Below are 13,772 nucleotides of genomic sequence, written 5' to 3'. Positions count from 1 at the left end.
TCAAGAGGGTGTTCAGGTCTTGCGTCACAACATGATCTTGAACGCCCTCTCTTCATGCCCGCGCACCAGCCCAGACATAGGACTCACTCGTCTAGAGCAGACCGCCCACCTGGGCGCGACCACAAGCTGGTCCCGGATGCGCAAACGCTTCCCCGCGCTGCCGCGGCTTCACCGGGACGACGAGAGTGTCGTCCTGTGGCTGGTGGACGAGGAACGCCAGGACGGAGAGCCCCTTCTCTCAGCGCTCGTCACGGTCGGCGACCGGCAGATGCACCCACGTTTCCCGGTCATCGCGGAACAGCTCGGACTGCCGTGCCCCGGCACGCCCACCCAGCAACAGATGATATGGAGTTACGAGGTCTTGAAAGTTCACCAGTACTGGCGGCATCGGCCCCCGCAGCCCCGTGCTTGACAGGGTTAGGGTCGCTCACGACTAGGGGCCGGGTGGAGACCGTGGCCTGCGGCCTGGTCAACGCCTCGTGGGGGGGGGAGGTGAAGTGGTTCGTCTACAGGGCGCGCGGCCGGGTCACCAGGGCGGAAGTGGAACTAAAAGTAGCCGAACCAGTTCGAGAGGAAGTACCGGAAACGTGTCCAGAGCGTTCCTGACCATGACCGACTGATCCCGCAGTCCTCCGTTTCCCCTTCCTCACCGCTCCAAGGAGGCCCGGCCGATGGCCACCGTGCTGTTCAAAGACACCACCCACCAGGTAGCCGATCTGATCACCGACATCCGTCGCGGTGAGATCGCCCTGCCCGACCTGCAACGGCCCTATGTGTGGGAACCGGCCAAGGCGCGTGAGTTGTTCGACTCCATGTACAAGGGGTTCCCGGTCGGCTACCTGCTCTTCTGGGAAACCGGGGTCGAACCCGGTGCCCGGCAGATCGGCGAAGGGTCCAAACCGGAGGCGGCTCGCCGGCTCATCGTCGACGGCCAGCAGCGCCTCACCTCACTCTTCGCGGCCATGACCGGCACCCCCGTGCTGAGGGAGGACTACCGTTCGACGCGCATCCGGCTTGCCTTTCGGCCTTCAGACGCCACCTTCGCCGTCACGGACGCGGCGATCGAGAAAGACCCCGAGTACCTCCCGGACATCAGCGTCCTGTGGGACACCGCCACAGGACGCCGCAAGGTCATCCGTGACTTCCTTACCCGGCTGAGGGACAAGCGTTCCCTTCCCGAGGTCGAGGAAGACCGGATCCAGGATGCACTGGACCGCCTTCACGACCTCGAGAGCTACCCGTTCAAAGGTGTTGTGCTCTCGGCCGACATCGACGAAGAGCAGGTCGCGGAGATCTTCGTCCGCATCAACAGTGAAGGTGTGAAGCTCGACCAGGCAGACTTCATTCTCACGCTCACCTCCGTCTTCTGGGAGGAAGGGCGCCGCGCTCTGGAGGACTTCTGCCGGCACTCGCGAACCCCCGCTCTCCACGGCGCATCACCCTTCAACTGGTACATCAGGCCAAAGCCGCCCCAGCTGTTGCGCGTGGTCGCGGCCGTCGGCCTGGACTCCGCCGTGCTCAAGCAGGTGTACGCCGCCCTGCGAGGCCGAGACACCACCGGCAAGCTGTCCCCCGCACGGCGAGAGGAACGCTTCGCACAACTGCAGCAGGCACAAGAGCACGTCCTCGACCTCAAACACTGGCACGAGTTCTTCCTCTGCCTGGAACACGCGGGCTTCCGCGGCGAGAAGATGATCTCAAGCCAGAACACGCTCCTCTACAGCTACGCGCTCTGGCTGATCGGCCGCGTCCGCTACGGCGTCCCCATCGACCAGCTCCGCTCCGTCATCGCGCGCTGGTTCTTCATGGCACAGCTCACCGGCCGCTACTCCGGGTCGGTGGAGTCCCAGATGGAGCAGGATCTCGCGCTGCTGCGGAACCTCACACCCCGGGACGCGCACGGCTTCACCACCGCCCTCGATCGGGTCGTCCGAGAAACCCTCACCTCGGACTTCTGGAGCATCACCCTGCCCAACACACTCAACAGCTCCGCCGCGAAGTCGCCCGCCCTGCTCGCCTACATCGCGGCTCTGAACATTCTGGACGCGGACGTGCTCCTGTCCACCATCAAGGTACGCACCCGGCTCGACCCGGCCATCCTCGCGCGCAAGGGGGTCGAGCGGCATCACCTCTTCCCGCGCAAGTATCTGCAGAAGTCCCTCGGCGTCACCACCAGCGCGCGCATCAACCAGATCGCCAACATGGCCCTGCTGGAGTGGAGCGACAACATCGCCATCTCCGACCAGGCGCCGACGCAGTACTGGCCCGCACAGCTGGCCGCCAAGAGGATTCCTGCCGACGTCATGGCCCGCCAGCGCTATCTGCACGCCCTGCCGGACGACTGGCCGTCAATGGACTACGAAACCTTCCTCACCACTCGCCGCACTCTGATGGCGCAGGTGGTCCGGGATGCTTTCGGGCAGCTGGAAAGCCCCTCCTACCACCCCGTCTACGACGTGCCGGCCCTCGTGCCCGAACAGCGTTCGACAAGCCGAGTCCCCTCTCGCCGGATCAAACTGTCCGAGCTGCTGGACGCCGGTCTGATCAATGTGGGCACCGTCCTCACGCCCTCATGGGAGGAGTACGACCACGTAGCCGCCATCGACGACCAGGGACGCATCGTCCTCGACGGCCAGATCCACGACACGCCCTCCGGAGCCGCCAATGCGGCCGGTGCCGGGACCAACGGCTGGACTTTCTGGCTTGCCGACACCCCGGAAGGGCAGGTCTCCCTGGCCGACCTGAGAGCTGCTCTGTCCGAAGAGAGCTGAACTCATCGAACCGTGCTCGCCCTTCAGTCCAGCAGCCGCTCGGCACACTCCCGGACCCCGCGGATGTGTCGGCCGCCGGCGATCATGGCGAGGAGGAGACGATGCCCTTCGGTGTGGTGGATCTGCCCGGACACGGCGGCCTCGCGCATGAGAGTGACGGTGTTCTTGACGGGGATGCCGCGTGCGATGGCGTACTCGCCCGCGTCGCGGTCGTCCGTGATCCAGACGGCCCCGGCGAACTCCTGCCTTGTCTGGATGAGGGCGAGAGTTTCGGCTTCACCGAGGTGCCGTAGGGGCTCGGTCTGGCCGCCGCCGAAGACCGCGCGGCGCAGCCGGTCCGCGAGGGCGATCTCGGCCTCGGTGCACAGTTCGATCGGCTCACCCAGCCAGCCTTCGGCGCGGAGCCGGGCGAGGTCGCGTACGTAGGTGGCGGAGCGGCGGGCTTCCTCCGCCACCGCTTCGGTCCAGCGGCCGCAGCCGTCGAGCACCTTGCGGAGCAGATCCAGGCGTCCCACGCTGCCGAAGTTGCACAGGACCGTGTTGTCGGGGAAGAGGCTGACGCGGCTGGACGAATCCAAGGAACCTGTCATGGCTGGAATACCGGATCGCCCTTCTCGTCCTCCGGCAGGGGGCGCGCGGCGCGCGCGGGTTCGACTATGGCTCTCAAGTCGTCGACGGTGCGGCCCAGGTAAGCGGCCAGCGGGCGGAGGGTCGTCTCGCCGGCCTCGTACGCGGCGAGCAGCTCCGCCATCGGGACGAGCGGCGGGCGGGCCACCGCTGATTCAGCCCGATGCCGGTAGTGGTCGTCGAGCCGCCCCGCGAGGACGTGACAGATCTCGGTGGTGAAGCCGCGGAACCGGTCACGGCGGGCAGTGTCGAGAAGACCGAGCCGATGCAGCCGCGCGGCCAGCGCACTCGGAGAGACCTTGAAGGTGACGACGAGGTCGCTGAGTTCGGCATCCGTCGGGGCTTGCGGGTCAGTGACCGTGCGCTCCCAGGCATTCCGTACTACGGCTTCGGGCATCAGGAAGTGGGCGGCGAAGACGTTGGCCCGCACCTCCGTGTAGTCCTTCTGCCTGCCCGGCTGCGGTGTCGCGTCGGCGCGCAGATCCTGGGCGTCGCACGCCAGGAGGTGTCCGACCTCGTGGGCCAGGGTGAAGCGAGCCCGGGTCCACTCCTGGGTGGTCGCGAGCAGAACGATACGGAAAGCGTCGGACTGCCACGTCGCGCCGGACAGGGCTGCCTGAGAAGGGAACTCGACGAGCGCCACATCGATTCCGCAGTGCTCCGCAAGAAGCCGGGTAAGGGCTGGAAGGTCCATGCCGGCGGGCGATTCCGCCCCTCGCCGCGCGAGGTGTTCCGTGAGGTCGGCCGCGAGGCGTTCCCCTTGGTCGACGTATCGTTCGAGCTCCGGGCGAGGTGCGGGCAGGTCGGGAATCGAGCGGGGGCGGTCGAGTAGTTCGAGGACCTCGTAGGCGGTCTGGAAGCGGCAGGCGAGCGCCTCGATCTCGGCCCAGCAGGCCCCCTCGGCCACCGTCCCGGCAGGACGGGCGGCGGAGCGGGGGCGCACCGGCTCGCGTCCACTGAGTAGGTAGTCCACCGTCGTGTCGGTGACTTCCGCGATACGGGCGAGATCCAGGGAGCTGAAGCGGCGCACACCGCTGAGCGACTTGGAGAGTTTGTCCGGCGACAATCCGACCCGCTCGGCGAACGCGGCCTGGGACAGGGAGGCTGCACCCATAACCTTGCGTACACGGTCGATCACAGTATCAGCCATTCGCCTACCGTACCGACGGCTTGCGAAAATCGCAACGTGCCCGCGTGTGCGGTCCGGCTCGCGGTGGCTCCCGGCGATCGTCGTCCTCAGCACCCCGGCCACCTCATCTAAGCCTTCCTGTCCCGCCGTCCATCGGCCAACTGAAACCGACGTCACGGGGCCGAACCCCCTGAGCCCGGACCGACGGGCTCCGCGTCCTCACGGTCATCGCCGACCCAGTTCGACGGGGGCTGCCCGAAGATGGCGCGTGCGGATCTGATCGTCAGTCGCCCGAAGAGATGGTTACCGCCGGCGCCGAGCGCGGCACCGACACCGAGCGGCACCTGCTTGCTCAGCACCAGGACCCCCTGCTTGGTCCCGTACTTGGTGATGAACCGCGGGCCCAGCAGCTTGTTGGCCCGGTTGATCGCGCTCATGGGAATCGCACTGACGATGCGCCGTGCCCAGTAGGGGCCGGTGCGCCCGACGGCTTTGTCCAGCAGCCGCACCGCTTTGTCGCCGAGGAGGACGGTCAGGACCAGGAGCCTGCGTCGCTCGACATCCTCGGGATGCAGGCCGTGCACCTCGGCCAGCGACAGTGTGTACAGCACCGATGCCTCCGTGAAGACCACCACATCGGCCAGAGCCGTGGGGATCCCGGCGCCGGGCACTATTCCCGCCGCGCCGGACGCTCCCCCGGAAGTGGTGACCCCTGCGAGGTAGTAGCGGTCCAACCGGCGGATCAACTGCTGAGGAGTGTCGTCGGGGTGGACCCGCCGCAGGCGCTCGACGTGTTTCTTCGCCAGCGGCTGCTGGGCTACCAACGCCTTGTCGAGGACCTGCTGGATCCGGTTCTTGGCGTCATCGGTCTGGCTCATCAGGGTTTCTGTCCTCTCGAATCGCGATGTTCGGAAGTCACTCACCGCACATCACTCCATCTCGAAACGGGGCCGGCTTCATCGCACGCCCACGGCCCCGGTCGTCCCGTCACCGCATCTGCGTCCACCCGTGCAGCCCTTCCAGATGCCGCGGCAGCCGGGAGCCCTGCCAGCCCAGGACCAGCCGCTGCCGGGCGCGGGTGATCATGACGTAGTAGGCCATACGCAGGGTCGCCGCCGTGGGGTCGGTTGCGGAGTCCGACTCGGCGTCGGCGATGACGACGGTGTCGAAGTCGAGTCCCTTGGCGCTGGCGCGGTGGACGACGACAACGCCGGGGCGGTCGAGATCGAGGTCGCGGTAGCGGCCTGAGGGGGCCGCCGAGCTGTAGAGCTGAGGTTCGTGGGCGAGGCCGGCCCGCTCCAGGCGTCGCATCAGATCAGCCCCGGTGCGCAGTGAGTTGACGATGACGCCGATGCGGTGCCTCGGCTGCCGGGTCGCCGCGGTGGCGATGTCGTCGACGAGGTCCTGACTGCCGGAGTAGTGGCGGATCACGGGCAGAGAGCCACTGCGGAGGGGTATCTCGGGCTGAGGGCCGCCAGTGCGGAAGTGTTCGGCGAGGGAGGCGATCTCGCGGGTGTTGCGGTGGTTGCCGGCGACCTCGACCCGTCCGGTGGAGCGGCCGAGGGCGCCGGTGATCTCGGTGAGGGTCGAGTTGGTCTCGGTGAGGCGCTGGCACTCGTCGGCGAAGACTGTCACCGAGGCGGCGGCGAGGCGGACGAGCCGGTAGAAGCCCGGGGAGAGGTCCTGGCCTGGTGATCGGCTCGTCACCGAGGCCGAGGCCCGGTTCGGTGCGGCGCAGGTGTTCCAGTGCGCAGATGGTGGTGGCGGCGCGCTGGAACTGCTGGGTGGTGAGCAGGCTGAGGGTGTAGCGGCTGAGCACGGCGGTGCCGCCGCCCTCGCCGCGGATCCTGCGCAGGGCGATGGTGAAGGCTGCCAGGAGCAGGTACGCCTCCGTCTTGCCGCCGCCGGTGGGGAACCAGATCAGGTCGGTGGTCCCGCGATCGCGGTGGCCGGGGTCGGCGACACCGTCGAGGGCCAGGAGGAAGAAAGCTAGCTGGAAGGGGCGCCAGGTGGCGTCGGGGTCGACGGGCGGGTCGAGGGCCACGGGGTCCGAGCGGTGGCGCCGCTCACCGGCCTGGTCGGGGGCGGAGTGCCGCATCTGGAGCAGCATGGCGCGCTGTGCGATGCGGAAGGCGTCGAGGAGTTCGGGGCGGCCGGGGTCGCACAGGGTGCGGACCCCCGCCTCGATGCGGGTGACCGCCTGGCGGACGCGGTCCAGGTTCCGTTCCGCGGCCTCCCGGCCCCAGGCCGGTACCTTCACGGAGCGCTGGCCCACGTACCAGGCATGGTAGGAGGCGGCGAACTCTGCCAGCTCCTCGCGGAGCTGATTCCTGTCGACGGTGGGGTCGGCCAGGTGGGAAAGGGTGAGCGCGGGGGCGTCCAGCGGGCCGCCGGCCCTGATGGCGGGCACCTCGGCGCGCGGCAGGACCTCACAGGCGAGGGCGGCCACGGCGCCGTCCTCGCCGCCCTCTTCCCGCACGGCACAGCCGTGGCCGACGGCGTGCGTCACCACGTGCCGGTACTGCAGGCGCAGTTCGCGCTCTTCCGGGTCGCGGCTGGCGAGCCGGACGCTGGGGTCGGGCAGCACGGACCCGTCGGCGGGGCGGACGGTGAGCCCGCACTGGAACAGCATGTCGTCCCAGCTCGGCGCCTTGCCTCCGGAGCCGTCGTGGTGTTTCTCGTTGATCAGGGCCACGGTGATCAACGTGCCGGCGCCGTAGGAGCGTCGGGTCACCTGGACCTTCGCCCGGCCGTCGAGGACGAACACCTCCTTCCGGTCGGGGCCGATCGTGTGCGTCTCGGACGGAAGGGGGACGCGCTGCCAACGGCGCCCGCGCCCGGACTCGTTCCGCTGGGTCTCGTAGCGAGCGGCGGTGCAGCTCACCTCGATGCGGACCGCGTCGGTGTAGAAGCTGAGGCCGAGGGACGCGGGCAGCCAGCTGTTGGTCTCCGGGACCGGGTCGGCGGCCGGGCTCACATCGGGGGCGTCCTCCTCGGCGCCCGGCGCCTCGGGATCGTCGGCCGCGAGGGCGAGCTGCCGCTGGAGGTCCGCCTGTTGCGGGTAGAGGGTGCCCATGAGGTACTGCCGGTCCGGCGGGGCGTCGAGCACCTCGTCCTCGTCGCCGGCGGGGCCGACGAGCTGGCGGGTGAGGTAGTCGACCAGCTCCTGGCGCGGGTCCATGTGCGGGATCCTTCACTTCGGATGGGGCGTGAGGAGGCAACAGCGTGGTGGCACGCCGTGATGTGCGGCCGGCTCAGGCGAGCGGAGGAAGGAGGCCGTGGCGGATGAGCTGGCCGTGGAACTTCGCCTTGGCCTTCGGTTCGATCTGGCGGATGCGCTCGCGGGTGACGCCGAAGACAGCGCCGATGGTGTCCAGCGTGTCCGGGTCGTCACCGTCGAGACCGGTGCGCCGGACGAGAACGTGGCGCTCGCGCTCGGTGAGATGTTCCAGGACGTGCCGCAGGCGTTCCTGGAACTCCTTGCGGATCAGCACGACGGGAGGTCCGGGCAGCCGGCTGGGTCCGATGATCAGGTCACCGAGTGCAAGGTCGTCCCCGATGATCCGGTCCAGGGAATCGGTGGGACGGCTGATCCGGCGCACCTCCTCCACCTCGGCGAAGGTGAGACCGGTCGCGTAGGCCACGTTGTCGATGCTCCTCGGACGGCCTTCGCCGAGAAGCCTGCGCTCGGCCACCGCGACCTTGCTGACCTTTTCGTGGACGTACGCCGGAAGCCGGATCAAGGTGCCCTCGTCGGCGATGGCCCGCGTCATGGCCTGCTTGATCCACCAGGTCGCATAGGTCGACAGCTTGTAGCCCTTGGTGGCGTCGAACCTGCGGATCGCACGCAGCAGTCCGACGGTTCCGTGCTGAGCGAGGTCCTCCGTCTCGAGTCCGCGCCCCTGGTGACCCAGCGCGATCTTGTACACCAGCCGCTGGTTGTGCCGGACGAGGCACTCGTACGCACGCCACCGCTCGCCGTCGCGGGGCAGTGCCGCGATCTCCTCCTCCGGGATGTCACGGCCGAGGTCGTGGGCACCGCCACGAAGGAGCACGGCGAGGCCCACTTCCTCCTCCGCCTTGAGCAGCACCTTGCTGAGATCCCGCCGCCATCGGTCATCTTCCATCACCTCCCGGGCCGCGCGGACCGCGTCGGACAACCTGTCGTCCGCGAGGGAAAGTGCGGGGTGGGTGTGCTTCTTGCCGATTAGCGGCTTCGCCTGCATGTGACTCGCCACGGGGGACGCTGACACCGCGGGCCGCGTCCGACCGCCTGTCACCGCCTGGGCTGACGCGCCGAGCGGACGGGGGCGGGTGACAGGAAGATCGGCGGTCAGCTCCCGCGCTTCGGCGGGGCTGAGTCCGTGGAGCCGTACGACGCCGTCGTGGGCGAGCTTGCCGACCGCGCCATCGGAGTCGGCATAGCGGGCCAGCATCAGCCGGGCCCGGGCCAGCCGTGCGGCCGCTTCGCTGGGAACGGGAGCAGGCTCAGGGGCAGCCCCCGGCTGCGCCCCCGCCGACGACACGGGCCGGGCGCTTTGCGGGCCTGACACGGCGGCAAGCTCCGCGGCGGAGGTCCGACACCTCTTCCGGCGCGAGGGCTTCACGCGCAGACCGACAGCTGCGAGCCCATGGCGCAGCCTGCGCTGCTGTTCATCGTTGGTGAGGCCGAGCCTGTCCGCTTCCAGGGCGAAGGCCCGATGACTCACAAGACCGGAGGAAGACGCGGAACGTCTCAGCCTTTCGATGACCGACGGCAACTCCGCCTCAATCGTGCGTCGTCTTGCCTCGACCGCCGACTCCCCACCCATAGCGCCCCCCCACTTGAGCGTTCGAGCGCCCGGGGTCCCGGCGAAGAGTCGGCCGGGCACGACCAGCACTGCAGAACCGGCACGTTTACACCGTCAACACAGTCTTATGATTCGTTAACCCGTTCGAGGGTCATTTGACGGTGTCAACAGGTAAGGTGAGGGAGTGTCAGCGCAGGCCTCGCGCACTCCGGAAGGTCACCCGTGTCCCAACCCGAACTCCTGCCCAATACACCTGAGTTCCACGTCAAGCTGCCCAAGGACAGTGGTGAGGCGCGCGGGCACCTGCTCGCCGAGTTCGGTGGCAACGGCACCCACAAGTTCCTCCTGCGGGAGGGTTCGCTGGTCGCCGCCGAGGCATGGCCCGGACTCGGCGACCACGCCCGCCGCATTCGCGCGAAACTGCGCGCGAGCGGAGCCCTTGTCGACGCTCCCGCCGATCCGGGCCTTCCACAGGCACCACGCCGCTGGGTGGCGACCCGGGACATCGAGTGCAACTCCTCATCGGCCGCCGCCGCGCTCGTGTACGGCTACGACGCCTCCGGCCCCGAGTCGTGGCGCACCGCGGAGGGCCACCCTCTCGCCGACTACCTGTCCACCGGCTGGCGCGCCCCGCGCAAGGCGTGGCTGGTGCGGGGCTCCAATGTCTCCGGGCACAACCTGGTGCGGCAACTGTGGCTGAAGGAGGGCTTCGTCTCGCTCGCGGCCGCGCATCTGCCGCCCCTGGAAGAGACCGATCCGACCAAGAGCACACTGCGCCGCTTCGTGGAGGAGGGATACGAGGGGGCTGCCTCATACAACCAGAAGCGAGGGCTCGTCGACGAACTGCACGCCTTCCTGACGCAGATACGCGTCGGCGACACCGTCGCGACCATCGGCGACGGATGGCTGCACATCGGGCGCATCACCGGGGAAGCCGTACAGACCTCGTCACCGGGCGGATTGTCCAATCTGCGAAGGACCGTCGACTGGCTGCCGCGGAGCCACGCGTACGAGGAACTGCCGGAGGAAGTGCAGCAGAAGCTGTCGGTTCAGCATGACGTCGTCGACCTGACCGGTGTGTTGGAAGCGCTCGAGGAGCTCACCGGGCAGAAGGAACACACAAACCCGGCCTCCGGCGAGCACTCCGTCGTGGAGCGGCCGGCTCAGCGAGAGCTGTCCCTGCCGCGCATCACCGAGGCCCTCGCCGCCGACCTCCTCGTCCATGACCTGGCCTGGCTGGAGGAGTTGCGTGAACTCCTCGTCGACGAACGGCAGGTGGTGTTCTACGGCCCGCCGGGGACCGGCAAGACCTATCTGGCGCTGAAGCTGGCCGAGTACTTCGGTGGCGGTCCGGAGCAGGTCAAGATCGTGCAGTTCCATCCCTCGTACGCCTACGAGGACTTCTTCGAGGGGTTCCGGCCCGTGGAGGACCCCGAGACGAGGGAGGTGGCCTTCCGGCTGACGGCGGGACCGCTCCGGGAACTCGCCGATCTCGCCTCGCGCGAGGGCAACCGGCACATCCCGCACTTCCTGATCATCGACGAGATCAACCGTGCCAACCTGGCGAAGGTCTTCGGTGAGCTGTACTTCCTCCTGGAGTACCGGACGAGGTCGGTCCGTCTCACCTACTCCGGGGACGATTTCGCACTGCCGCCCAACCTCTTCGTGATCGGGACCATGAACACCGCCGACCGGTCGATCGCCCTGGTGGACGCGGCGATGCGCCGTCGATTCGCGTTCGTGGAACTGTCCCCGCGCACCGAGCCGACCGCCGGCCTCCTCGCGCGCTGGCTGCGGCGCGAGGGCAGGGAACCGGAACCCGCCCGCCTCCTCGACGCACTCAACGCCCGAATCGACGACGCCGACTTCGCCATCGGGCCGTCCTACCTGATGAAGCCGGGCGTGTACCGCGACGGCGGCCTCGAACGGGTGTGGCGCACGAAAATCCTGCCCCTGATGGAGGAACACCACTACGGCGAGGGCCTCGACGTGACGGCCCGCTACGGTCTCGATTCCCTGCGCGAGCAGCTCCCGTGACCTCGCCCGGGCCCGAGGTGTCGCTGCGCGAGTACGGGCCGGCCGTCTCCGTCCAACTGAGTACTGAGGCCGGGCGGGCGCTGGCCGCCTCCGGCATCCTGCAGAGCGCGACCCCCGACCCCGGCCGGAGCGGGCACTGGCTGCTGCGTGCGGGCAGCCGGGTCGGCGCCGCACGCGTGTCCGGCGGTCCGGTGGTCCGGATCATGCCCAAGACGCCGGTGAGCCGGCTCTTCTTCCTCCTCGGCTTCAGCCTCGATCCGGCCGGCGCCTGGCGTGACAGCGGGGAGGGCACCGTCGACATCGGCGCGTACGACGACGTCGTCCCCGCACTCGCGCACGCCGTGGAGCGGCAGATCGACCGGGCGCTGCGGCAAGGGGTCCTCCAGGGCTACCGGCACGTGGAGGAAGTCGCGCTCGTGGTGCGCGGCAGGCTGCGTGAGGCCGAACAGATCCGGCGGCACTTCGGCCGTACGCCGCCCGTGGAGATCGCCTACGACGCGTACACCGCCGACACCGCCGAGAACCGCGTCCTGCGCGCCGCGATTGAGCGGTTGCTGCGGTTGCCGGGCGTTCCCGGTCCCGTCCGCCGGCGTCTCGCGCATCAACGGGTACGACTGGCCGACGCTCAGCCGCTGACACGGGGGCAAGAACTGCCGGATTGGCGGCCGTCACGCCTCAACTCCCGTTACCAGCCCGCGTTACGGCTCGCCGAGGCCGTCCTGCGCGGCAGCTCGCCGGAGCATCGGCAGGCCGGGGCAGAGCCTCTTGCAGTGGACGGCTTCCTCTTCGACATGAACAAGCTGTTCGAGGACTTCATCACGGTCGCCCTGCGGGAGGCTCTTCGGGAACACGGACTGACCGCGCGCCTCCAGGATTCTCACCACCTCGACGTCGCGGGCCTCGTACGGATACGCCCCGACCTGGTGGTGCGAACCGGAGACGGCCGGACCCCGCTCGCCGTGGCCGACGCCAAGTACAAGGTGGAGCAGGCCGACGGACTCCTCAACTCCGACCTCTACCAGGCCCTTGCCTACGCCACCGTGCTCGGTCTGCGCGAAGCACACCTGGTGTACGCCGCCGGGCGACAGCCCGAGCGCATATACGAAGTGCGGGGAACGGCGGCGGGACAGGACGGCAGGGGAGTCCGGCTCTACCAGCACGCCCTCGACCTCTCCCGCGAACCAGAAGAACTTCTCACGGCCGTTCGGCAGATCGCCGGACGGCTGGCCGGGAGCGGTCTCTCTCCGTGATCATGAAGAACCGTCCGGCAGAAAGGAAGAGACCTCATGCCCCGGCTCGCCTTCGCCCAGAGTTTCCGGGACGGCTACGACACCCTTGAGAAGCCGGTCCGAGCCGGAGTGCGCAAGGCCATGGCGAAGTTCCAGGCCATGACCGTCGCCGAACTCAACGCGGACAAGGGACTGCACCTGGAGTCCGTGGAGAAGGCCCGGGACGCTCGGATGCGCACCATTCGCATCACCGACTTCTGGCGGGGCGTCGTCCTCGCGCCTGACGACGGCAGCGACACGTTTCTACTGGTCAACGTCCTGCCACACGACGACGCCTACACCTGGGCGGCGAAGCGCCTTTACAGCGCGAACTCTGCAACCAGGGCCCTGGAGGTGCGCAACGCCGTCGCACTGGACGAGCTGACACCGTTGTACGAGACGGCCGCACGCACCGCTTCACGGCTGCTGTTCGCGGATGTCTCCGACGGCACCCTGCGAGAACTCGGTATCGACGACCAGGTGCTGCGCGCCGCGCGTTCCCTGATGGACAAGGCTCAACTGGATGCCTTCTCCACCCTCCTGCCGGAGGACCAACTGGAGGTGCTCCAGTACCTCGCCGAAGGGTTCAGCCCGGAAGACGTCTACCGGGATGTCGTGGCTGTCCGCCGCCCCTCCGACGCACCCGCCGAGCCGGTCGAGGACCTGGCCACGGTGATCGCCAACACGTCGGCGCGCATCCGGCTGGTCAGCGGGCCGCAGAAACTGGAGGAGATCCTGGAGAAGCCCTTCGCCGCTTGGAGGGTCTTCCTCCATCCCTCCCAGCGGCGCGTCGCCTACCGTGCCTCGTACGGTGGCCCCGTCCAGGTCACCGGCGGACCCGGCACGGGCAAGACGGTGGCCGCCCTGCACCGGGTCAAGCATCTACTCGGCCGCTCCGAGGACGGCCGAATCCTCCTCACCACCTACACGAACGCGCTCGCCACCGGACTGCGCGACATGCTGGGTCTGCTCCTCGACGAAGGCGAGGAGCAGTTGGCACGAGTGGACGTGACGACGGTGGACGCCTTCGCGAACGGCATCGTGCGCGCCGACTCAGCTTGACGTTTAACGTCGCAGGTCACCCGACCTGCTGACCTGCGGTTATTTCCGGGACAGCGGAGGCGGCCGTTCTCCACGCTTCGAGATGTCG

10 protein-coding genes and 1 pseudogene are annotated in these 13,772 nt (G+C 68.6%); 5 read left to right on the top strand and 6 right to left on the bottom strand.

The genetic code is table 11. The annotated features are described in order from the left end of the window. A partial coding sequence (locus tag ACFW6P_RS31620; protein ID WP_386425712.1) for a hypothetical protein occupies positions 1–412 on the top strand: 412 nt, incomplete at its 5' end. Between the two features lie 259 nt (positions 413–671). Continuing rightward, entirely contained in the window at positions 672–2,771 is a 2,100-nt protein-coding gene (locus ACFW6P_RS31615; protein WP_386425710.1) for a DUF262 domain-containing protein, read from the top strand. Positions 2,772–2,794: 23 nt separating this feature from the next. Here ACFW6P_RS31615 and ACFW6P_RS31610 read toward each other — a convergent pair whose 3' ends face one another. The 6 genes from ACFW6P_RS31610 to ACFW6P_RS31585 form a co-directional block, all read right to left on the bottom strand. Then, positions 2,795–3,349 (bottom strand): hypothetical protein, encoded by a 555-nt coding sequence (locus ACFW6P_RS31610; protein ID WP_386425707.1) that lies wholly within the window; start codon positions 3,347–3,349, stop codon positions 2,795–2,797. A gap of 8 nt (positions 3,350–3,357) precedes the next feature. Then, on the bottom strand, positions 3,358–4,548 hold the full coding sequence (locus ACFW6P_RS31605; protein ID WP_386425704.1) for a helix-turn-helix domain-containing protein: 1,191 nt from the start codon (positions 4,546–4,548) through the stop codon (positions 3,358–3,360). 152 nt (positions 4,549–4,700) lie between these two features. Next, a complete protein-coding gene (locus tag ACFW6P_RS31600) occupies positions 4,701–5,405 on the bottom strand; it encodes a hypothetical protein (protein ID WP_386425702.1) in 705 nt (234 codons plus the stop codon). 109 nt (positions 5,406–5,514) lie between these two features. After that, positions 5,515–5,838: a hypothetical protein gene (locus ACFW6P_RS31595; RefSeq protein WP_386425699.1), complete on the bottom strand. Its 324-nt coding sequence runs from the start codon at positions 5,836–5,838 to the stop codon at positions 5,515–5,517. A 4-nt stretch (positions 5,839–5,842) separates the two neighbouring features. Next, positions 5,843–7,708 carry a hypothetical protein gene (locus ACFW6P_RS31590; protein ID WP_386425697.1) on the bottom strand — a complete coding sequence of 622 codons (1,866 nt, stop codon included), beginning with the start codon at positions 7,706–7,708 and terminating at the stop codon, positions 5,843–5,845. 73 nt (positions 7,709–7,781) lie between these two features. Continuing rightward, positions 7,782–9,407 (bottom strand): sigma-70 family RNA polymerase sigma factor, encoded by a 1,626-nt coding sequence (locus ACFW6P_RS31585; protein ID WP_386425694.1) that lies wholly within the window; start codon positions 9,405–9,407, stop codon positions 7,782–7,784. 132 nt (positions 9,408–9,539) lie between these two features. Between ACFW6P_RS31585 and ACFW6P_RS31580 the strand changes: the two genes are divergently transcribed. From ACFW6P_RS31580 to ACFW6P_RS31570, 3 genes and pseudogenes are all read left to right on the top strand, one after another. Continuing rightward, positions 9,540–11,354, top strand: a complete 1,815-nt coding sequence (locus tag ACFW6P_RS31580; RefSeq protein ID WP_386425692.1) for a DUF4357 domain-containing protein — start codon at positions 9,540–9,542, stop codon at positions 11,352–11,354. Beyond that, the gene (locus ACFW6P_RS31575; RefSeq protein ID WP_386425689.1) at positions 11,351–12,604 is read left to right on the top strand and encodes an McrC family protein; all 1,254 of its coding nucleotides are present in this window, start codon (positions 11,351–11,353) and stop codon (positions 12,602–12,604) included. The genes ACFW6P_RS31580 and ACFW6P_RS31575 overlap by 4 nt, the downstream gene beginning before the upstream one ends. A 36-nt stretch (positions 12,605–12,640) precedes the next feature. Then, positions 12,641–13,666, top strand: a pseudogene (locus ACFW6P_RS31570) (UvrD-helicase domain-containing protein); the annotation flags it as partial. Positions 13,667–13,772: the final 106 nt, after the last annotated feature.

The organism is Streptomyces sp. NPDC058741 (assembly GCF_042746715.1).
GTDB lineage: Bacteria > Actinomycetota > Actinomycetes > Streptomycetales > Streptomycetaceae > Streptomyces.
Note: the sequence above shows the minus strand (reverse complement) of the source record. Positions and strands in the feature narration are given on the sequence as shown.

Excerpts from the sequence above, each read along its gene's own strand:
- ACFW6P_RS31600 (WP_386425702.1), bottom strand. The coding sequence starts at position 5,405 with ATGAGCCAGACCGATGACGCCAAGAACCGGATCCAGCAGGTCCTCGAC.
- ACFW6P_RS31590 (WP_386425697.1), bottom strand. The coding sequence starts at position 7,708 with ATGGACCCGCGCCAGGAGCTGGTCGACTACCTCACCCGCCAGCTCGTC.
- ACFW6P_RS31605 (WP_386425704.1), bottom strand. The coding sequence starts at position 4,548 with ATGGCTGATACTGTGATCGACCGTGTACGCAAGGTTATGGGTGCAGCC.
- ACFW6P_RS31615 (WP_386425710.1), top strand. The coding sequence starts at position 672 with ATGGCCACCGTGCTGTTCAAAGACACCACCCACCAGGTAGCCGATCTG.
- ACFW6P_RS31595 (WP_386425699.1), bottom strand. The coding sequence starts at position 5,838 with ATGCGACGCCTGGAGCGGGCCGGCCTCGCCCACGAACCTCAGCTCTAC.